This window comes from Patescibacteria group bacterium (assembly GCA_028711655.1).
Lineage (GTDB): Bacteria > Patescibacteriota > Patescibacteriia > Patescibacteriales > JAQTRU01 > JAQTRU01.
Genome location: JAQTRU010000003.1, coordinates 20,347 through 41,519, shown reverse-complemented (window position 1 = coordinate 41,519; position 21,173 = coordinate 20,347). Strand labels below are relative to the sequence as shown.

The 21,173-nt window shown below is 42.2% G+C and carries 19 protein-coding genes, 4 tRNA genes and 1 other RNA gene; 1 reads left to right on the top strand and 23 read right to left on the bottom strand.

Features of this window, described 5'->3' with window-relative positions; all coding sequences use genetic code 11:
* Positions 1-19: 19 nt before the first annotated feature.
* The 7 genes from murD to PHQ42_00730 all read right to left on the bottom strand — a co-directional run bounded on the left by murD (position 20) and on the right by PHQ42_00730 (position 6,885).
* Complete coding sequence (gene murD / locus PHQ42_00760; protein MDD5071254.1) at positions 20-1,330, bottom strand: UDP-N-acetylmuramoyl-L-alanine--D-glutamate ligase; 1,311 nt, start codon at positions 1,328-1,330, stop codon at positions 20-22.
* Positions 1,331-1,500: 170 nt separating this feature from the next.
* Positions 1,501-4,308 carry a DNA polymerase I gene (gene polA / locus PHQ42_00755; GenBank protein ID MDD5071253.1) on the bottom strand — a complete coding sequence of 936 codons (2,808 nt, stop codon included), beginning with the start codon at positions 4,306-4,308 and terminating at the stop codon, positions 1,501-1,503.
* A gap of 106 nt (positions 4,309-4,414) precedes the next feature.
* Positions 4,415-4,606, bottom strand: coding sequence for a YwbE family protein (locus PHQ42_00750; protein MDD5071252.1), 192 nt, complete (start codon positions 4,604-4,606; stop codon positions 4,415-4,417).
* 100 nt (positions 4,607-4,706) lie between these two features.
* Positions 4,707-4,922 carry a hypothetical protein gene (locus PHQ42_00745; GenBank protein ID MDD5071251.1) on the bottom strand — a complete coding sequence of 72 codons (216 nt, stop codon included), beginning with the start codon at positions 4,920-4,922 and terminating at the stop codon, positions 4,707-4,709.
* A 31-nt stretch (positions 4,923-4,953) separates the two neighbouring features.
* A tRNA-Ala gene (locus tag PHQ42_00740) sits at positions 4,954-5,027 on the bottom strand.
* A gap of 65 nt (positions 5,028-5,092) precedes the next feature.
* Positions 5,093-5,350 carry a hypothetical protein gene (locus tag PHQ42_00735; protein MDD5071250.1) on the bottom strand — a complete coding sequence of 86 codons (258 nt, stop codon included), beginning with the start codon at positions 5,348-5,350 and terminating at the stop codon, positions 5,093-5,095.
* A gap of 197 nt (positions 5,351-5,547) precedes the next feature.
* Positions 5,548-6,885: a peptidoglycan DD-metalloendopeptidase family protein gene (locus PHQ42_00730; protein MDD5071249.1), complete on the bottom strand. Its 1,338-nt coding sequence runs from the start codon at positions 6,883-6,885 to the stop codon at positions 5,548-5,550.
* 190 nt (positions 6,886-7,075) lie between these two features.
* Here PHQ42_00730 and PHQ42_00725 point away from each other — a divergent pair, with 190 nt between their 5' ends.
* The gene (locus PHQ42_00725) at positions 7,076-7,288 is read left to right on the top strand and encodes a hypothetical protein (GenBank protein MDD5071248.1); all 213 of its coding nucleotides are present in this window, start codon (positions 7,076-7,078) and stop codon (positions 7,286-7,288) included.
* Positions 7,289-7,580: 292 nt separating this feature from the next.
* Here the strand turns inward: PHQ42_00725 and PHQ42_00720 are convergent, their stop codons facing one another.
* From PHQ42_00720 to PHQ42_00645, 16 genes are all read right to left on the bottom strand, one after another.
* Complete coding sequence (locus PHQ42_00720; GenBank protein ID MDD5071247.1) at positions 7,581-9,389, bottom strand: ribonuclease J; 1,809 nt, start codon at positions 9,387-9,389, stop codon at positions 7,581-7,583.
* Positions 9,390-9,620: 231 nt separating this feature from the next.
* A tRNA-Leu gene (locus PHQ42_00715) sits at positions 9,621-9,707 on the bottom strand.
* 169 nt (positions 9,708-9,876) lie between these two features.
* Positions 9,877-11,817, bottom strand: a complete 1,941-nt coding sequence (locus tag PHQ42_00710) for an ABC transporter substrate-binding protein (GenBank protein ID MDD5071246.1) — start codon at positions 11,815-11,817, stop codon at positions 9,877-9,879.
* A 29-nt stretch (positions 11,818-11,846) separates the two neighbouring features.
* Entirely contained in the window at positions 11,847-12,059 is a 213-nt protein-coding gene (gene secG / locus PHQ42_00705) for a preprotein translocase subunit SecG (GenBank protein MDD5071245.1), read from the bottom strand.
* 4 nt (positions 12,060-12,063) lie between these two features.
* The gene (gene rplT / locus PHQ42_00700; GenBank protein ID MDD5071244.1) at positions 12,064-12,408 is read right to left on the bottom strand and encodes a 50S ribosomal protein L20; all 345 of its coding nucleotides are present in this window, start codon (positions 12,406-12,408) and stop codon (positions 12,064-12,066) included.
* 61 nt (positions 12,409-12,469) lie between these two features.
* A complete protein-coding gene (rpmI, locus tag PHQ42_00695) occupies positions 12,470-12,664 on the bottom strand; it encodes a 50S ribosomal protein L35 (protein ID MDD5071243.1) in 195 nt (64 codons plus the stop codon).
* A 141-nt stretch (positions 12,665-12,805) separates the two neighbouring features.
* Positions 12,806-13,366: a translation initiation factor IF-3 gene (gene infC, locus PHQ42_00690; protein ID MDD5071242.1), complete on the bottom strand. Its 561-nt coding sequence runs from the start codon at positions 13,364-13,366 to the stop codon at positions 12,806-12,808.
* 104 nt (positions 13,367-13,470) lie between these two features.
* Positions 13,471-14,793: a hypothetical protein gene (locus PHQ42_00685; protein MDD5071241.1), complete on the bottom strand. Its 1,323-nt coding sequence runs from the start codon at positions 14,791-14,793 to the stop codon at positions 13,471-13,473.
* Positions 14,794-14,949: 156 nt separating this feature from the next.
* Positions 14,950-15,021: transfer RNA gene (locus PHQ42_00680), tRNA-Gly, on the bottom strand.
* Positions 15,022-15,363: 342 nt separating this feature from the next.
* Positions 15,364-15,448 (bottom strand) — tRNA-Leu (locus tag PHQ42_00675).
* Positions 15,436-15,858: a four helix bundle protein gene (locus PHQ42_00670; GenBank protein ID MDD5071240.1), complete on the bottom strand. Its 423-nt coding sequence runs from the start codon at positions 15,856-15,858 to the stop codon at positions 15,436-15,438. The genes PHQ42_00675 and PHQ42_00670 overlap by 13 nt, the downstream gene beginning before the upstream one ends.
* 40 nt (positions 15,859-15,898) lie before the next feature.
* Positions 15,899-16,291, bottom strand: a transfer-messenger RNA (tmRNA) gene (gene ssrA, locus PHQ42_00665).
* A gap of 120 nt (positions 16,292-16,411) precedes the next feature.
* Positions 16,412-16,876 (bottom strand): SsrA-binding protein SmpB, encoded by a 465-nt coding sequence (gene smpB, locus PHQ42_00660; protein ID MDD5071239.1) that lies wholly within the window; start codon positions 16,874-16,876, stop codon positions 16,412-16,414.
* Positions 16,877-16,976: 100 nt separating this feature from the next.
* Positions 16,977-18,263 (bottom strand): trigger factor, encoded by a 1,287-nt coding sequence (gene tig, locus PHQ42_00655; GenBank protein ID MDD5071238.1) that lies wholly within the window; start codon positions 18,261-18,263, stop codon positions 16,977-16,979.
* 87 nt (positions 18,264-18,350) lie between these two features.
* Entirely contained in the window at positions 18,351-18,890 is a 540-nt protein-coding gene (locus PHQ42_00650) for a nitroreductase family protein (protein MDD5071237.1), read from the bottom strand.
* A gap of 299 nt (positions 18,891-19,189) precedes the next feature.
* Positions 19,190-21,163: a sodium-translocating pyrophosphatase gene (locus PHQ42_00645; protein ID MDD5071236.1), complete on the bottom strand. Its 1,974-nt coding sequence runs from the start codon at positions 21,161-21,163 to the stop codon at positions 19,190-19,192.
* Positions 21,164-21,173: the final 10 nt, after the last annotated feature.

The window sequence follows — 21,173 nt, the reverse complement described above, 5'->3', positions numbered from 1 at the left end:
TTATTTTGTTATTTTATTTTTATGTTATTTTATTTACTTCTTTTTTAAATAATTCTCCACGCTCTTTGTAGTTTTTGAACATTCCGAAACTGGCGCAGGCCGGGGAAAGAAGAATGGTATCCCCTCTCTTCGCTTGGGTTTGGGCGATTTTTATCGCTCCTGCCATGCTTTTGGCCGGTTTTATTTTTTTTCGGGAAAATCCTAGTTTTAGCAAATTTTTTTTCAGCCGGGGAGTAGCCTGGCCGGAAAATAGGATTATAAATTTTACCTTCTTTTTTATAACTTTGGCCAAATTTTTAAAATCAGAACCCTTATCCGCCCCGCCGGCAAGAAGTATGAGGGGTTGGGAAAAGGACTTCAGGGCGGCGAGCGTGTTTTCCGGAGTCGTGGCAAAGCTGTCATTATAGAAGCTGACGCCCCCTATTTTTTTGACAAATTCCAGTCGGTGCGGCAGACCCTTGAATTTTGCCACCGCCTTTTTTATGGATTTTTCGTCTAAGCCGATAATTTTAGCCACGGCTATGGCGGCGGCAACATTTTCTTTGTTGTGTTCGCCCAATAGTCGGCTTTTCCAATTAGATTTGGCAAAATAGACAACTTTGCTTTTTAGCCGGTATTTTTTTATTTTTGTTTTCAATTTTTTATTGACCACCAGTTTATTGCCCATTTTTTGGTGTTTAAAAATATTGGCTTTGGCATTCCAATAAGAAGGCAAATTTTTGTGAAAATTAGGATTGGCCGGATCAACTGGCTTTAAATGTTCTTTGTAAAAATTGGTGATAACCGCTATTTTGGGGCTTGCCTCCGAGTCTTCCAGCTGAAAACTGGAAAGTTCCAGAATTATCCAGTCGTTTTTTTTGATTTTTTCCAGAAAAGAAAACATTGGCACGCCAATATTCCCCCCAAACCAGACTTGTCCGGACGCCCGCCTCAAGATGGCTTCTATCAGGCTGGCAGTTGTGCCTTTGCCCTTGGTGCCGGTTACGGCAATAATATTCTTGCTCGGGCAAGAGTCAAAAAATAATTTTACCGGGCTGGAAACTATCACGCCGGCTTTTTTCGCTTTTTTAATGGCCGGAGAAGACAGGGGATAGCCGGCAATGCGGGAAATTATGTCAAATTGGGAAAGGTTCTTATCGTAATTTTTGCCGAGATGCCAGGAGATATTGGGGGTTCGAACCCCAATTGAGGGTCGAACCCCCTGGTTGGCGTCGCAGATAGTAATGCGACAAGGAATTTTTTTCTTAATTAGAAGTTTAACCAGGGCTTGGTTTTCAATGCCATAGCCCAGGACGCAAATTTTTTTATTTCGCAGTTCTTTTAAATTCATAAGGATGTTTCGCTAGGGCCTGCTTTTGTAAATCCGCCAGGGGCGGACAGGCGCCAGCAAACAATCTGCCTGCTGGCAGGCAGGAGGTTTCGGGGACCTCCCGCCGCCACTGGCGCTTTGGCGGACAATCAATTCTCAAGCTATAAAAGGTTTTTTCTAAATTTTTAACTTTATAAACTTTCAACTTTCAACTTATTCATCTCTCCCCAATTATCCCCGGCGCTGGCTTCTACCAAAATCGGCACTTTTAGTTTCAAGACATTTTCCATAATATCTTTGATTTGGGGAACTATTTTTCTAATTTCTTTTTCCTCTATTTCAAAAATCAACTCATCATGGACCTGAAGAAGCATCTTAACATTTTCTTTTCCAGCGATCAAGTTATGGATTTTTATCATAGCAGCCTTTATCAAATCCGCGGCCGTACCCTGCAAGGGCGCGTTAATAGCCATTCGTTCCGCTCCTTTTTTGACCGGGATGACAGAAGAATTTATTTCCGGCAGATAACGCCGTCGGCCGAATAGAGTTTCCACATACCCGTTTTTTCTGGCGTTTTCAATGGTTTTGTCTATAAATTTTTGTATTTCTTTGTGGGCAATAAAATATTGGTCAATAAAATCTTTGGCTTGGCCATAGGGAATGCCGGCTGACTGGGAAAGTCCATGCGGGCCTTGGCCGTAAAGAATGCCGAAATTTATAGCCTTGGCTTCGCGGCGCATATTTTTGGTAACCGTTTCCGGGTTAACCCGGTTAATTTCCGCGGCTGTGGCCGTATGGATATCCGCCCCGTCCTTGAAGGCTTTAATCATTCTTTTGTCCCCAGACATGTGGGCGGCCAGGCGCAATTCAATTTGGGAATAATCAAAACTTACAATTTTTCCCCCCTTGTCCGCTATAAACGCTTTCCGGATTTCCCTGCCCAATTCCGTACGCACAGGGATATTTTGCAGATTTGGTTCCGTTGAAGAGAGACGGCCGGTAGCCGTGATCGTTTGGTTAAAACTCGTGTGCAGACGCCCGGTTTTTTTATTAATTAGGTTCGGTAAAGCATCTATGTAGGTTGTGGTTAATTTTGTAAGTTCACGGTATTCCTGGATTAAAGCGATAATCGGATGCAGGTCCTTCATTTTGTCAAGTTCATCCGCGGCCGTAGACAAGCCGGTTTTGTTTTTTTTAATGTTATCAATCGGAATAGCTAATTTGGAAAAAAGAATTTCGCGCAGCTGTTGGGTGGAATTAACGTTAAACTTGGCGCCGGCTTGTTTGTAGATTTTTTTCTCCAATTCTTCCAGTTTTTGCGAAACTTTTTCGCTCATTTTATTAAGCAAGTTTTTATCAATTAAGATTCCGTTATTTTCCATTTCCGCCAAAACGTCTATCAGGGGCATTTCAATTTTTTTGAAAAGGTCATCCAGCTTCTGTTTTTTGAGTTGCGTCCGCAGTTTGTTGACTAGGCGGTTGGTAAAATCCGCGTCTTCGCAGGAATAAATGGCCAGCTTTTCTTCCCCCACCTCCGAAAAAGTAATTTTTTCCCGACCGCGTCCCAAAAGATCGTCTTTGCTGATTTTTTCAAAACCTAATTCGGAAAAAGTTAAAGCGTCCAGATTGTGTTGGCGCGTTCCCGGGTTAAGAAGATAAGAAGCAACCATAGTATCAAAAGCTATGCCCCCTGTTTTTATTCCCTGGGCTTCAATGACTCGGGTATCAAATTTTATATTATGGCCATATTTTTTTATTTTATAATCGGCAAAAACTGGGGCAAGTTTGGTTAGCCAAGGATGGAGAGAGGTGTTGGGTGTTGGGTTATAGTTAAATAAATTTGTCTTTTTGTTATCTTGATTTTGTAAACTTCTAGTGCTGATGAAGCAGGACTCGCCTTCTTTCCAAGAAAAACTGACGCCCAAGAGCCGGGCGGTTAAGGGATCGAAAGAAGAAGTTTCGGTGTCAAAAGTGAAATATTTCTGTTTTTTTAGCTCTCTAAAAAATTTTTCAAAGCCTTTTTCTTCTTTAACTAAAATATATTTGAATTTTTTTCGGTTTCGTTCAAATTTATCCAAGATTTTTTCTTCCTTAACCTCTTTGGTTTCTTCGCTTTGGCCGGCCAAAGCGTGCAATCTGGGAAGTAAAGATTTAAACTCCAACTCACTGAAAAGTTTAACGACCCTTTCCTGGTCAAAGCCGGCAAAGCGGGTTTTTTCAAGGTCAAAATTCAGGTTAACGTCGCATTTTATCGTGGCTAAATTTTTTGATAAGTAGGCTTGTTTTTTTTGCTCTTTTAATAAACTTCTTGTCCGATCTTTAATTTTTTTTGATTCAATATTTTCGTAAACGCCGTCCAGGGTTTTGAAATTAGCCAAAAGTTCAATCGCGCCTTTTTCGCCTATGCCCCGTACTCCCGGGATATTGTCGCTCGGGTCGCCGCGCAAAGCCTTGAAGTCAATCATCTGTTCCGGCGTCAAGCCAAAGCGCGTTTTGACCGCCTCGGCATCGTAAATTACGCTGTCTGACAGGCCGCGGCTCATGGTATAGACCTTGGTGAGGCTATTAACCAGCTGTAAAGTGTCCATATCTCCGGTGACGATTATTTTTTCAACCCCGCCGTTAATTTTTTTAGCAATCGTGCCGATTAAATCATCGGCTTCAAATCCGTCTTTCTCAAAAATAGGAATGGAAAAACTCTCGGCGATTTCTTTAACCCGCGGTATCTGGGCGTAAAGATCGTCCGGGGCCTTAATCCGCGTGGCCTTGTATTCTTTGAATTGTTCGTGCCTGAAAGTTGGAGCTTTTCTATCCAAAGTCAAGACCACATACCGGGGTTTAAATTCCCGAATCGCTTTCAGGAGAACTGCGGTAAAGCCATAAACCGCATTAACTATTTCTCCGGCTTTGGTGGACATAGTTGGCGGCAAGGCGTGAAAACTGCGGTGGATAAGCGCATTGCCGTCTATAATTAATAATTTTGGATTAGCTTTTGCCATACTAATATTACACCATAGAAAACGGGGAAAATCAATTAAAAAAACGCCTTATCCCAAAGACAAAGCGTTTTGTCTGTTTTTTGTTTACCGCATTATTTTTTGGTTTTTAATAAATGATTTGCACTCTTCCGACTTCGCCGGTTTCCAGGCGCGCCTTTATTCCGCGAGGGTGGTTGGGAGAATTGGTTAAAATATCGGCCACAATGCCTTCGGTTAATTTTCCGCTTTGTTGGTCTTGCTTTTGCACGATAGCAACACGCAAACCCGGCTTAATATTGTTTCTGATAGTTCCGTCCATATTTGTTATTTTTTATCTTCTCTTGCGCCCATAATTACGGCGCCAACAGCAAGAATGACGAATATTACAATTATTATAATAATAGCCAAGTTTATCATAATTATTTCTTTTTCTTTATTATTTTTTTTGCCCCGATAGCTCCGGCGATCAAAGCGACGGCGCCGAGAAGGCCGGTCGTTATTTGTTTTTTGGTTTTGTCGTCTAGTTTGCCGTACCTCTTTTGCGCCCGACCGATAGTTTCTGTTAATTTGCCATAGGCTTGTTTTAATTCGTCTTTTACTGTTTCCGCAGTTTGTTTGCTTTCGTTTTTTTTCATAAAATTATAATTAAAATTTATTAGATAGAAGTGGACTGTAAGGGACTTGAACCCTTAACCTCCTGTATGCAAAACAGGTGCTCTAGCCAGTTGAGCTAACAGCCCGGATATTAACAGCTAATTTTTGATATTTAACAATTAACAAGAGTTTTTTTGTCAGAAGTTAACTGTTATCGCGGTTGACTGTATTTCAAGAGGGGCGACAGGAGCCACATCATAAAACCGCCAATCATGTTAGTCATAATAAGCAGCCCGATAAAGATTGTCAAGATGCCGATGATTTTATATCCCAGGCGCGAACCGCCTTCTAAACCAAGGTGTTTTTCAAAAAATCCGATGCGGCCGAAAGCGGAAAGAAAGGCCTCGGATTTTATAACGAGAGAGGCGCCAACGGCAATAATAACAGCGCCAAAAATAAAATGGCCCATAATATTATAAATTACAAATTACAAATTACAAATTTCAAATAAAATCTAAAATCTAAATGTTCAAAACTAGACCACTCTTATAGTTATTGAGATTTGGACATTATTTGGAATTTGGCGCTTCGGATTTGGAATTTTTGATTTAATCAGACCGCCCCTGGCCCCTTCTTATCTAAGGGGGGGGAACTGGGGCGGCAGGATTATCTAATGTAATTGAGCGGGTTATATTTGCGGTCGTTTATTATGACTTCAAAATGCAAATGCGATCCGGTTGACCAGCCGGTTGAACCCATGGCGGCGACTGATTCTCCTTTATCAACTTTTTGCCCTTTTTCAATATAGAATTTTGACAAATGACCATACAAGGTTTTTTTACCGCCGCCGTGATTAATAATAATCGTATTGCCGTAGCCGGTTTTCCATCCGGCGAATTCAATCGTTCCGGCATCAGCCGCATAAATCGGGGTGCCAAGCTTGTTGGCGATATCAACGCCGTAGTGGCGCCAGGAATAATATTGGGTGATTCGGGAGCCAACCGTAGGCCAGTTCATCATGTTGGCGGCCGGAGCCGCTGCCGGCGGAACAATCAAATCTTTGATAGCGGACAAACCAGAGTAAGTTGAAGCCGTGGAAACAGCATAAGTAATCTGGCGGCCGCCGGGAATAATCAATTTTTGGCCAGCAGCTAATTTATCAAGGCTGGCCAGGCTGTTAGCCTCCAAAATTTTAGTTTCTTCTATCCCGTATTTTTTGGCAATGGCTCCCAGATTTTCTCCTCTGGCGACTTTGTGGGTAACGCCGGTGGTTGGAAGAATCGCCAGGTTTTGGCCCGGTCGGATCAAAGAATAAGCGCTTAAATTATTTTCCCAAAGAATCGTATTTACGCTGATATCAAAATCCTCCGCGATAGTGGAGACGGAATCGCCAGGTTTGACGGCATAATAAATAATTTCAGAACGGGGTTTTTTGCTCCTCGCCGTGGAAGCCATTTCCGGCTTTATCAAAGCGGAGCCCTCCCGGGTGAGGGAAGAAATGTTTTCTTCCCGCTCGATTTCGTCTGGCGCTTTCATCATAGCCTGCGGTTCGCTTTTTAAAACAGCGGAACTGTCAATATAAGACTGTCCAATAGTTTCGGACGCTCCAATTTCATCGGCAAATTCTTCAATTAACTCCTCCGCCTCCAAGTCCCCAAATTCGCTTTGCACCAGGGAGGCCATAATGGTTTTACGGGCTTTTTCCGTCATTGCTCCGGCTTTAGTATGGCCGGCCAAGTTGATAAAAATGATTGTTAAAACTAACCCGGTTGTAAAAATTTGAGCAAGTTTTTTTGGCAAAAAAACCGCAAAAAAATTCTGGCCGCGTTTTGTCCAGCCCAATCTTTTCCCCAAAGAGAGATAAAAGCTGTAGATTCTCACTAAAACCTGATAGAAGACAAAACGGAGGATAGCTCGGGTTGGTTTGAAGGCAATAATAAAAAAAGCGGTTATCAACCTCTTTAGAAAGATCAGGAATTTAATGAGGAAGATCAGTAAATCCACTGATATTTTTTTTGCTTTTATCCCGTTTTTTCTGCGAATATGTTTTAGTTTTTAACTTAGCTAATTGCTTGCAATTTTTTTAGCATCTAAAATTATATTAACATTTTTGACTATTTTAGTCAATTGGATTGACTCCTTTTGAGATTATATTATAATGTAATTAGAAAAAGTTTATTTTTAAAGAAATAATATGGAAGGGACAATTCAAGAAATTTTAAATTTGGTAAAGAAGAAAATGAAAGAGCAGGGCGCTTATGACCGCGAGGCTTATAAGCAATTCATTGAAGAGACGATTGATTATTTTGAGGAAAAAGGCAAACTTACCGATGATGATAATTTAGAGTTTATAGAAGACCAATTATTGGATATGTGGGAGGAGGTAGAAGAAAAATTTGTTTCTTAAGTCAGAATTGATTTTAAATAAAAAAGACAGGAAATTCGCCCGTCTTTTTTATTTGAAGAAGAATTCTCCCGGCCTTTTTTGCCGGAAAGAAAGAGTGAGCCCCGCAAAAAAATGTGTCGCCTGCCCCGCATCTATCGGAGGGAGTATCTCGGATTTCAATAAGCGCGGGGCCTGTCGGCGGCATTAGGCCACCGACCGCGACAATTTATTACACCTCCGATTTCGTTCACCCTGTTAGATAATAGCTATTGGTTATCTAACGGGGTGAAGAGGCTTTTTTGTGCGGGGTAAATTAAACTTTTATTATTACGGGCAGGACCATGGGGCGGCGCTTGGTCTGGCTAAAGAGAAACTGGCTTATATCATTTCTGATTTTATTTTTTATGTATTCATCATTGGCCGGGGTGCGGCGATCATGGTCTTTGACCAGTTTTTTTACTTTCATTCGGGTTTTTTCTATAAGTTCGCGGTTTTCTTTCATGTAGACGAAGCCGCGGGAGATTATGTCCGGGTTTCCGATCGTATCGCCGGTTTTCGAGTCAATGGTGGCGATGACCACAATCATGCCATCAGCAGCCATCATGCGCCGGTCGCGCAGAACAATATTGGAAACATCGCCTACGCCCAAGCCGTCAACCATAACATAATCAGTCGGCACTTTTTCTTTGGTTAAAGTTCCCCGGATTTCCCCGCCTTCTTTTTTGAATTCCACAACCTGCCCGTTATCAGCCACCAGGATGTTGTTTTTGGCAAGACCCACTTGTTCGGCCAGTTGGGCATGGGCCTTTAACATATAATGGTTGCCCTCGATCGGCATGAGGTATTTCGGCTTTAAGAGCCGCATCATCAGCTTTAAATCTTCCTGTTTGGCATGGCCGCCGGCATGAATATCCATCATTTCGTAATTAATGACATTAGCTCCCTGTCTTACCATCATATCCCGCAGGTTCTGAATGGTTCTTTCATTCCCCGGAATAACCGAAGAAGAAAAAATTACCGTATCCCCCGACTTTAAACTGATAATCCGGTGCTCGCCGTTTACTACCCGAGAGAGAAAAGCATTACTCTCTCCTTGGGCGCCGGTGCCGATAATCAAAATTTTATTGTCAGGCAGATTTTTTAAATCTTTGTCGTTAATCAGGATTTTGGGGTTGAATTTAAGGTAGCCGATCTGGTGGGCAATTTCTACATTGTTGTTCATAGACCGCCCTTGCAGATAGATTTTTCGGTCATATTTTTCCGCCAGATCAAATATTTTTTGGACCCGGCTTAATTGTGAGGCAAAAGTGCCGATAATAATCCGGCCGCCAATTTTTTCAAAAATTTTACCCATTTCATCGCCGATTGAAGATTCTGACACCTGATAACCGGGGTGGGTTGAGTCAGTCGAATCTGACAGCAGGAGCAGGACGCCGCGTCCGCCTATTTGGGCGATTCTGTTTAAGTCCGCCGGCTTATCATTGACCGGGGAATAATCAATCTTGAAGTCTCCGGTATGGATAATAGCTCCCAATCGGGTCTCAACAATGACCGCAAAACAGTCGGGAATAGAATGGTTTATGCGCAGAAATTTGGCCCCGAATTCTTTGCCCAATTTTATTTCCGAATTTTCATTAATTCGGACGATGTTAAGTTTTGGCGCTTGGCGGAATTCTTCCTGGCGCTTGTTTATCAGGCCGGCAGTTAAGGCGCCGGTATAAATCGGCGGGTTACCCAGTTTTGCCATAAGATGGGGAATGGCGCCGATATGGTCATAGTGGCCATGGGTAATAATAATTCCCCTGATTTTGTCCTTTTTGCCTTCCAAATAGGAAATATTCGGGATAATATAATCTATTCCCGGCATATCTTCTTCCGGAAACTGCAAACCCATGTCAATAATAATGATGTCATTTCCGCTTTCCAGGACGGTCATATTCCGGCCGACTTCTTCCAGGCCGCCCAAGACTATGATTCTTAATTTTTCTTTTAAGCCCATTGGCCTGGCTTTGGCAAACCCGGGCTTAAATTTAACCAGGCCGCCAGACGGCGGAGTTTTTTTTCTCCTTGCTTCCCGCAGTTGGGACGTGGAAGAGAGATTTGATTTGTATTTTGTGATCATAATATTAATTAATTTTTTCCGCCCAAGGCGAATCCGCCCCTGGCGGAAATTTTGTAATTTAATTTTTAAACAATTTTAAATTACTAAATTTCTAGTTAGTTAATTTGTTAATTATAAAGAGAGGTTATATTTTATTGAGATCTAAAATTCCTGCCCGTCAATTTTAAATCTTTTAGCTAAAGGCTTCGTGCCAGAGGCAGACAGGCTCTCATACGCTCGGCAAACTTGCGATGGTGGGGATGGGGAGAGTCGAACTCCCACGATATCGCTACCACTAGCTCCTGAAGCTAGCGCGTCTACCAATTCCGCCACATCCCCGGATAAAAAATTGCTTTGTTGTAAAAAGGGGCGGGGCGAATCTACCAGTTCTCTGCCTACCGGCAGGCAGGCACCACTTCGGCCTTAAAAATTTAAAATTAAAAATGAATAATAAACAATGATTGAAAAAATTATTCATTTTTAGTTATTCATCATTAATTTGAGCGAGTTACCAAATCAGGCGTTTGCCGGTTTTTATGTACCAGTCGAAAATATTGGCGAAACGATGTCCGGGGATTGAGATATTTTTTACTTCAAACCCTTTTATTTTTTTGCTTTGGACATAAGTATAGTAAGGCGAATATAAGAATATGGCCGGGATATCTTCCGCTATAATCTCCTGGAATTTTTTGTATTTTTCAATTCTTTGCTCCCGATCCGAAGTAAGACGGGCGTCTTCCAGCAGCTGATCCACTTCCTTGTTTGTATAATTAGCTATATTCAGTCCTCCCTCGCCTATTTGCAGAGAATTCCAAAAAGCATAAACATCAGGGTCATCGCCGACAACCTGGCCATAAAGAAGGGCTTCAAAATTTTTCGGTTTTATAATCCCGGCCTGAATTTGGCTTATCGGGATTATGTTCAGGCTAGTTTTTATCCCAGCTTCTTCCCAGAAATTTTTTATTTTTTCGGCAATTTGAACATTATCTTCTTTTTCTACCGTGGTTAAAGTTATGGTCAGATAGGCGTTGTCCTTTTTGCGCCAGCTGCCGGCGCCCATGCTTAGCTTGGTTTCTACTTCCCTCCTCATTTTTTCATCGGTTTCTTCTTCATTGATTTCGGCCGCCGTTATTTCCTCCATGGTTATATCAGCCCTTGCCCAGCCGGCTTCGTCAAGAAGTTTATTGGCTTCCTCCGAATTATATTTGTATTTTTTCATTTCCTGGTGGTAAGCGAAATTATTCGGCAAAATCGGGCCGTCTATTATATAGGCGTCCTCTCCAAAAACAGAGGAAACAATTTCGTTTTTTTCCAAGGCCAAGCTAAGGGCCTGCCGGATTTTTTTATCAGCCAGGGCTTGGTTATTTTTTTGGTTAAAAAAGACGGCGGTAATATGCGGTTGGTTTAGCTTATGAAAATCCAGGGAGTCTTTGGAAATTATATTTGATTTCAGGTGGGCCGGCAGGTAGCTTAAGCCGTTTAAGCTGTTTTCATTTAAAGCCGCGATCGCTTCTTCAAAACTAGGGAAAAATTTAAAAGTTAAATTTTCTACATGAGGTTCGGGCCCGTAATAATCATTATTTACCGTTAAATTATAATTTCTAATGTTGCCTGACTTATCTTTTGTCAAAGATTTAAATTTGTAGGGACCGGAACCGATTGGCTTAATGTTGAGTTCGGCCAAAGCTGCTGCTTCCGGAGAAATCGGCAACCAGAGGTTTTGTGGAATAATGCCGAAAGTTAAAAGCTCCAAAAAGGCGGCATAGGGTTCGGCCAGAACGAACTTTATGGTTTTTTCATCTATTTTTTCCAGCTTGACTCCGGAAAAACCCGCTCGCAGGGGAGATTTATAGCTCAAATCGCTGATGGCATTGAAAGTGAAAATAATATCATCAACCGTGATTTTATCGCCATTGTGCCATTTCCCATCATCCCTGATGGTTAAAGAGTAAGTCCTGCCGTCTTCGCTCAAAGCGTATTCGGTTGCCAGGTCGTTAACCAACTCTCCGTTTTTATCGCGTCTGAAAAGAGAAGAAAAAACCAGCTGGCCAATGTCGCTGTCTACGTCATTGGCGCTGGCGTAGAGGGGATTGATATGTTTTGGCGCGCCCACCAAACCTTCTATATACTCACCGCCGGCAACCGGCACCAATTTGACGTGGCTTTTGTAATAATTATGCCCAAGGATGAAAAAATTAATAATAATAACAACCAAACAGAACCTCATCAGGAGGCGTTCTCGGCGGCTAAGAAATTTTTTTAAATATTTTATCTGCCTTAAGTTGGGGATTTTTGATTTAGACAGAGAGTAAATAAGTTTTTTATCAAGCTGGGTTTGCTTAGAGACAAAACCATTGCCATTTTTAGTTTTGAAGGAAAAACGAAAATTAGCTAGAAGAGTTTTAGCTTTTTGAAAATAATGGTTAATTTTATTTTTTTCTGAGTCCACTTATTTAAAGGTTTAGGAGATGGAGATAGCTAGAGGATTATAGCCAGAAGAGAGATCGCTAAGAATATTATGGAAATAATTATGGTAGCGATAAATAATTTTTTTTCAAAACCCCGTTTTGTCAGATAAACGTTGCCGCTTCCCCCGAAGACTCCCGAAAGACCCGCGCCCCGATTTTGCAGCAGGATCACGGCCATCAGGGCCACTGCGATAATAATTTGGATAATTTTCATCCTGTCCATAGGTTTATTTTAACTCTTTTATGATTTTTCCCAAAATTTTCGGGTTATTCTCCGCCAGGTCAGCCAAAATTTTTCGGTCCAACTCTATTTTGCCAGCCTTCAGTTTATTGATAAATTTTGAGTAAGACAGGTCTTGAATCCTGGTTGCGGAGTTTATTTTTATTTGCCACAGGCTTCGGCGGACCCTTTTTTCTTTTTTCCGGCCAATATAAGAATGAACTCCGGCTTTGGTAGCGGCAGTTTTGGCCAGGCGGAGCCAGTTTTTTCTTCCCCACTTGTATCCTTTTACTTTTTTCTTTAAGGTTTGGCGCTTTTTTACATGGCCGACACCTCTTTTTACTCTCGGCATATCTTAGTTAAAAGTTGTAAAGTTTTAAAGTTTATAAAGTCTGGATGTTTATAGCCCTGTTTTATCTGTATGGCAACAGTTTTTTAATGGTTTTAACATTAGTTAAATCGGCGGCAATATCCCGGCGTTTGTTCCTCTTGGTATTGCCCCTTTCCCGGGCATTAAAATGGTCTTGCCCGGCCTTTCTCCTTTTTATCTTATTTTTCGTTATTATAAAGCGTTTAGCGGTAGCTTTATGGGTTTTAATTTTCGGCATATAAATTAAGAGGGACAGGGGGCTCTGGAAGGCGCTTGGGGGAGATGATAAAATTTTCCGATCTACCCCGTCGCCCTTTTCCGCCTTCTTTCCCTTCTAACCTAAAATAAAAAACAGGTTTAATTAGCCTGATTTACGCTTTTAGTTATTTTTATTGACTAGTATTATATTAAACCTTCCGCCCTGTTTTGTCAAGCCCTGTTCGGCAAATACATTCAGCCCTTCTGTTTCTTCCAGTTTTTTCACAAAATCCATTATAACCTCTCGGGCTTTTTCCGGATGCTGTTTTTCCCGTCCTTTTAGCACCAAATCAATTTTTAGTTTATCGCCTTTGCCTAAAAATTTTTTGGCCTGGGCGAGGCGAAAGTCAAAATCATGCTGGCTGATTCTTATTGACAGCCTAATACCCTTGGTATCTATCTTTTTTTGCATAATTTTTTGTTTGTGTTCTTTTTTTTCCACCTCATATTTGAGCTGGCCCAAGTCCACAATTTTGGCCACCGGCGGGCTTAGCTTCGGGTTGACTTCAACTAAATCCAAACCGGCTTCCTCGGCCATGGCCAAAGCTTTGGCCGTGGAAACATTGCCAACGGTTTCGCCGTTTTCATCAATCAAAAAAACTTCCGGCACCCTGATTTGTCGATTGGCCCAGAATTTCTTTTTATCTTCTTTTGGTTTGGCTCTCTGCCATTTTCTGCGCATATTATAATCAATTATCAATTAACAATTATCCTGCCTCGCCGGTAGGCGGGCAATTACGAATTAATCTAAAATTAACAGGAAGTATAAAAATTGGCAAGCGTTATTTATGCATTAGAGTCAAACTCTCGGTACATTTCTTTAACAACATTTGTTAAAATTTCACGCAACGCCTGTCTTATTTTTTTCTGATAATCTAAAAATTCTTGTTTTTTATCTTCATCCTGCTGATGAATTTCTTTGCTTCTCGCCCAATTTTCCAGATCGGGATTAGCGTCGATAGATTCGGTGTAAAGTCCGCCGTATATGATTTTACTCGGTTTTAGATCGGGATGGGTTTCAAAATAATTTTCCCAATATTGTCTGCTTGAGATAGTTTTCTCCGGTTTTTTGAATTCACCTTTTTCGTCAATTACTGGCTTTCCATTTTTAATCACATATTGAGAACCGGTTTCCGGGTCAACTTGGGCATCCCCCGTAATACATAGGATTCCCGCATTGATTGGCACGCCTTCGCCAAAATTAAATATTTCAAAGTCGTTATATCGCTGCTCTATTCCTCCTCTATTGCGGTAATATCCTTGGCCGATAGTTATCTGGCTTTCTCTTGTGGAATGATAAAAATCATTTTGCAAAATATATTCCGCCGGATAGTAAAAATAAAATTTATAATTGTCTTCTCCGCCGTACATGCGGTTGAGATCTCTGCCATAAGAGAAATGGGTCGATTCCCTGTCTAAAAAATAAGGCGTGTCATAGGTTGCCATAAATTTTTCGACTACTTCGCCCGCAGATTTGCCTTTTTCTTTTTCTTCTCGCACGGTTTCTTCGTCCACAACAGAACGGGCGAATTCTCTGTTTGATATTATAGTCGCTGCGCAAGATTTTATACGGCCATCTTCAAGAAGCGGGGTAAAGCTATCCATAAATTCGCTTTTGCCTGTTTCATGCTCAAAAAATGTGTTTTCCCGTACGCCGTATCTCGTTACATGGTAAAAGGCCTCCCCGGACAATCTTTTTAAAAGAATAAGATAATCGTCCAAATTCATTTTTTCCATCGCTTCGGTGGACAAATATTTTTCTCTTTCTTCCGGAGTCAGGGGACAGTTTTTTAAAATTTTATTAAACTTTCTTTGGTAATCTTCTCTGGCCGTTTTAATATCATGCTTTTTTGCCGACTCTAATATTTCCATTAAAAGCAATTCTTTCTCGCGAAAACTTTCGGTTTTAAAAATTTTCCCAAAGATATTTCTTTTGATTTCTTCAATCCTTTCCCTTATATGTGGCGCTTCATACTCGGGAGGCATATTTTTTTCTTCTTGCAAATCTTTAAGCGTAGCGGGCCTTTTTCTGATCTCCCGCAGTCTATCGGCAGTTTCTTTTCTTAAACCTCCGGCCAATTCTTTTTCAAATTTTTTTTCTAAACTCATAAAATCGCTCAAAAATTGAAAAAATTTATAATCTAAGGTCCACAATCTAAAATTAGGATGGAACAGGCAACCCGCTTTCTCCGCCTGCTGGCGGATTCGGCGGGACAGGCGGGAATCTGAAACAATTTTACAATCTACAATCTGAAATTATTTGGGAGCGGGTAACGGGAATCGAACCCGTATCTCTACCTTGGCAAGGTAATATAATAACCATTATACGATACCCGCGCGTGATTTTAGATTTTAGATTGACGATGGCTGATTGCAGCATTTGGGTTTTTAGATTTAAATATACAATCTACAATCTTAAGTCTGAAATTATCAGGGGTGCCCGGGGCGGGACTCGCCCTCCTCTTTTACTGCTTAAAAGGGCGGGTTGCTCGCTCACACGCTCGCAAAACCCCACAAGCTCTTCAGATATTTTAACAACTTTTTATTAAGTCCCAATGTGCCCGGGGCGGGACTCGCCCTCCTCTTTTACTGCTTAAAAGGGCGGGTTGCTCGCTCACACGCTCGCAAAACCCTACAAGCTCTTCAGATATTTTAACAACTTTTTATTAAGTCCCAATGTGCCCGGGGCGGGACTCGAACCCGCACGGAGTATGAATCCAAGGGATTTTAAGTCCCTCGTGTATACCAGTTTCACCACCCGGGCGTGTCGGATGTCGGATTTCGGACTTCAGATATCGGATTTCGGATTCCTTGATTTGAAATAATAATTGAGATACAGCGATTAATTTGCTTTGATTCAATTTTGTAGTATTTAATCAGCGCTTCGCAAGTTTCTTTCTTAATATTGGGGAAATTAATAATCTCAATTTCCCTTAAATGCGTTATTACTTCGTCGCTTGAACCCAGGGCCATTAATAAAAATCTTTTAAATTCATTTTGCGATCTCTTTTTAGCAAACCCTTCGGCGATTAGGGGAGCGATTGATTTCTCTGCTTCCCAGGTCTGGCTTCTTAATTTAAATTCTTTTTCGGGTAATAAATTAACCAATCTATATATTGGTTTTAACAAATTCAAAGCGTTTTTATAAATAATTAAATCGCTGACATCTCGCATAAATTTATTATACCAAATAATCCGACATCCGAAATCCGGTCTGTGGAGATGGTGGGAATCGAACCCACGTCTAATAAGTTCTTCTTTGGTACTTTACGGAAGTAGCTTAATTTATTTATTCATTATTATTGTAAAAATTAAGCAAAATCAATAATAATTAGTTTTCTTTAATTTTAGTTTATAAGCGAAAACAATTTATAAACCTATCTTCATAAATGACACCCGGTACCAGCTATGAAGACTCGTCTGGCCGGATGGCTGTCGCTAAAATTAAGCAACAGCGGGAGCAAAAGCCAAATTGGCAAAAGCCGTTTTGACTTTGCTTACAAATGTATTGACATTTGATGTTTGCGGACCAGTTTTGCGTGAATAGCCCGCGGCCACGTCCCGAATACTAAAGAAAGAATTCTTATTATCGATGCCTGGCATCCCCGTTGTCTGTGGGATTCTTCGGACTCTTGGGATCTTTAGGATTTTTGGGATATTTACGAATCCCCAAAAATCATCATCCCAAGAATCTTAAGAATCGCCATAATCCCAAGAATCTTACCGTCTACCGTCGTTTTGTTAAAGTGCGGATTTTGCGGTCTACCTCTCTTTTCTTGATTGTCTCGCGTTTGTCGTACTTCTTTTTGCCCCTGCCTAAGCCGAATTCCAGTTTTACAAAACTATGTTTAGTATATATTTTTAAAGGCACTAATGTCAATCCTTGCTCCTGCCGCTTGCCAACGAGATGTTTTATTTCTTTTTTGTTAAGCAAGAGCTGGCGCGGCCGGGTCGAGTCATAATCAGCGATAGTTCCGGCGTGCTTGTATAAAGGGATATGGGCGTTAATCAGGTATACCTGCGGCTGTTTGTTTTTTTGCGTTTGTTTTAAAGTAACATAGCTTCCCTTTAAGCTTATATGCCCGGTTTTTACTGATTTTACTTCATGTCCAGCTAAAATTATTCCGGCTTCGTACTTGTCGCCGATATTATAGTCAAAGCTGGCTCGTTTGTTTACCGCTAAAATAGGCATAATGATAATCCGAATCTACGAATAATCCGAATGCTCCGAATTATCAGAAAAGGCATTCGGAGCATTCGGATAAAAATTCGGATTAATTCGGATTATTATATTATTTCTCCGTATTCCACTCTTTCAGTTTTTCCACCACTTTGTTGTTAATCAAGGAATTGTGAAGGTAGAGTCTGTAATTTGGTTCTTTAACCCGTTCCTCAACTTTTTCGTAGCCCTTGTATTGCCTTAGGAGCTCTTCGATTTTTTCATCAATTTCTTTTTCGCTCACAGTAAATTTTTCTTCAACCGCAATTTGCCTGATGGCCAAAGCGCTTTTTACTCTTTTAACGGCATTGGGCAGGAGATCAAGTATAAGCTGGTCCCGGGTTTTTCCTAAACTGGAAAGATAATCGGAAAATTTTCCGCCGCGGCTTTCTATGGTGTGCTCCAACTCATGAAGCATGGCTTCGGTTTCGTGGTTAATTAAAATTTCCGGAATGTCGCCAAACTTGGTTTTTTCTAAAATTTTATCAATAATTTTTATTTCCAATTCCTGCTCGGCTTCCCGCTTTCTTTCCTCTTCCAAATTATGCCTGATATTTTTTTCCAATTCTTCAACCGACTTGGCGCCAAAAGCCTTGGCTGTCTCGTTATTTATTTCCGGCACCTGCCGCTCAAAGATTTCTTTTGCCTTGACTTTGAACTGGACTAATTTTCCGGCCAGATTTTTGTCATAATGGTCAGCCGGATAAGGCAGGTCAAATTCTCTTGCCTCATCTTTTTTTATTCCGACTAATTTCGCGTCAAAGCCCGGAATAAGATAATCCTTACCCAAAATAACAGCTGTGCCTTTGCCTTGGCCGGCTTCCAGGGGCACGTTATCCCGAAACATTTCCAAATCAACAATAACCTTATCGCCTTCTTTGGCGGCTCGCTCAACGATTACTTCTTTGGCGCGCATTTCCCTTAGATTATCCAATATTTTTTTTACTTCCTCGTTTTTTACCTCTTTCTTTCCTCTTTTTACTTTGGCGTTTTTATAATCAAACAGCTTTACTTCCGGCAGGGCTGACAAGGTAATTTTAAAAACCAAAGGATTTTCCGGGGCCAGTTTTATGATATCAACCCGGGGCTGGCCGATTATTTGCTTATCCGTGTTTTCTTCCAAGATTTTTGGAAGCGTTTTATTAATGGCAATATTGGCCGCTTCTTCCAAAATCGTCATTTCCCCGATTTTTTGCTTTAAAACAGCAAACGGGACTTTGCCCGGCCGAAAGCCCTCAATCTTAACTTCCTCGCTTACCTTTTTCACGCCTTTTTCTATGTAGGGCTTAAATTCGGCCAAAGATAATTCCACCGTCAGTTCAATTTGCGATTTGACTAAGTCTTTTTTGGTGATGTCCATAATATAATTGTTACAAATTATAAGTTTTTTTGCCGTCGCCTCTGTTAATGACTGCAACTGAAATTTATATAATTACAATCGCAGGTTTCATCCAAACACGACCTCCGGCTTTTTTCTTTCCGGCGCTTCGGGAAAACTATCGGTTTTGCCAAGACAAAAAGAAAGAAAAATTTTCCAATCAGCCGGAATGCCCAATTCTTTTTTTACTTCTGGCATATCTTCTAACATAGTAGCTTGCCCAACCGCAACTGTTCCTAAGTTTAATTCGCGGGCTTGGAGCAGGCAGTTCTGGCAGGCAAAAGCGACGTCGGCTAAATTATACCTATTTTTTGGTTCGCTAATGCAGAGAAAAATTACAACCGGTGCTTGGTAGAAAAGCGGGTCTGGAAGTTCTGCCCGCCAAAGACTTTGTCCGGCTTTCAATCTTGCCTCCTTTATCTTATCCGAGGCCAGTTTTATTTTTTCCGGGTCTTCTAAAACAAAAAACTTTACGGGCTGGAGATTCATAGCGCTGGGCGCCCAGATGCCGGCTTCTATTATTTTTTTAATCTGCTCTCTGGGAATTTTCTCTTGCTTGTACTGCCTGACGCTGCGCCTAGATTTTGCTAAAGCTAAGAAGCCTTTCATATTTTTTAATCCCCCTCGCCCTCTTTATCAAGGGGGTATTTTGTTATTGCACTCCTTTTTTTGTCATTCCCGCGAAAGCGGGAATCCAGGATTAGTCCGTAGGAAGTTTGGTCTATTAAAATTATGGAGAAATAAAATGTTCGTGCCACTGCACCCTGGATCCCGGGTCAAGCCCGGGATGACAAAAAGAGAGGAGGCCGAAATGACAAAAGAGGAAATGGGCTTGCGATGACAGGAAAAATCCTCCGCCCCCTTAATCCCCCTTAGTCCCCCTTTAACGAAAGGGGGTTAAAAGGGAATTACAGAATTAAGAGCGGAGCGATGATAAGGGAGACTATGGACATTAACTTGATCAAGATATTTAAGCTCGGGCCGGAGGTATCCTTGAACGGATCGCCGACCGTGTCGCCCACGACCGCGGCCTTGTGAGTGTCCGAACCCTTGCCTTCCAGATTGCCGGCTTCAATGTATTTTTTGGCATTATCCCAGGCCCCGCCGGCATTAGCCATTATAACGGCGAGCAAGAAACCGACGACCAAAGCGCCGGCCAGAAGTCCGACTAAGGCTTCGGGTCCTAAAATAAAACCGACCACGACCGGAGCGGCCACGGTTATCAAGCCCGGAGCAATCATTTTTTTCAGGGCGGCTTCGGTTGAGATATCAATGCAGCGCTTGTAATCCGGCTTGCCGGTTCCTTCCATAATTCCCGGAATTTCTTTGAATTGGCGCCTTACTTCTGCGACCATATCGGCCGCGGCTTCGCCCACAGCTTTCATGGAAAGGGAAGAGAAAATACAAGGCAATAAGCCGCCGATGAATAAGCCGATTAAAACTTTTTCATCAAGTAAATTGACTATTTGCAGATTAACGGCTTGGCCAAAACTTACGAGCAGAACCAACGCGGTTAAAGCGGCCGAGCCAATGGCAAAACCTTTGCCGATGGCGGCCGTGGTGTTGCCGACCGCGTCCAGTTCTTCCGCCCTTTTTCTGGCTTCCGGGCCCATGCCCGCCATTTCCGCAATACCGGCGGCATTATCCGCAACCGGACCGTAAGTGTCGGTGGCCAGAGTAATGCCCAGAGTAGAAAGCATGCCGACCGCGGCAATGGCAATGCCGAACAGTCCGGCCAGTTTAAAGGATAAAAAGATAGCCAGGCAAACAACCAAGACCGGCACAATCGTGCTCATCATACCCAGCGCCAGGCCGGCGATAATATTGGTGGCGGCTCCGCTTTTGGCCGCATTGGCCACGCCTTGGGCCGGTTTGTTTTTATCCGAAGTGTAGTATTCCGTTATTAAGCCGATAGCGATGCCGGAAATTAAACCGGTAAGAAGCGCCCAATAAACGCCTATTTTTCCCACAGTATAAAAAATTACCGGATAAGCGCCGATAGCCATCAAGATCGCGGCCGAGAAAATTCCCCGGTTTAGAACCGCTTGCGGCTTGCTGTTTTTGGATAATTTGACGATGAAGTTTCCCAAAATAGCCGCAATGATTCCGGTAGCGGCCAGTAGCAAGGGCAGAACCACGGCTTTGGGCCCGAAAGTGGCGACAGTCAAAACTCCAAAGGCCATGGCCGCGATAATGGAATCAACATAACTTTCAAAAAGGTCAGCGCCCATGCCGGCTACGTCGCCGACATTATCACCGACATTGTCGGCGATTGTGGCCGGATTTCTCGGATCATCTTCCGGAATGCCGGCCTCAACTTTTCCGACCAGGTCCGCGCCCACATCCGCGGCCTTGGTATAAATGCCGCCGCCAACGCGGGCAAAAAGCGCGACTGAAGAAGCGCCGAAACCGAAACCGTAAATTACGTTTGGATCCCGAAAAATATAATAAGCCAAACTCACGCCTAAAAGCCCCAGGCCGACCACGGTTAAACCCATAACGCTGCCGGAAGAAAAGGCCACTCCCAAGCCCTTGTCCAAACTCTCTTTGGCCGCTTCAGCTGTTTTTACGTTGGCGGTCGTGGCGATGCGCATGCCGATATTGCCGGCCAGGATTGAAAGAATCGCTCCGGCCAAAAAACAGATGGCGGTTTGGTAGCTTAGGCCCGGAGTAAACCAAATGATAGCAGCTACCACGATGACAAAAATGCCCAAAATCTTGTATTCCTTATTAAGGAAAGCCATGGCGCCTTCGTGAATATAACCGGAAATTTCTCCGGCTTTTTCATCAGAAACAGCCTGCTTTTTAAGCTGGTGAGCCAGCCAACCGGCAAAGGCCAGGCCGGCTAGAGCGATAATCGCGGTTAAAAGTTCTAGTTGCATAGGTTTTTTG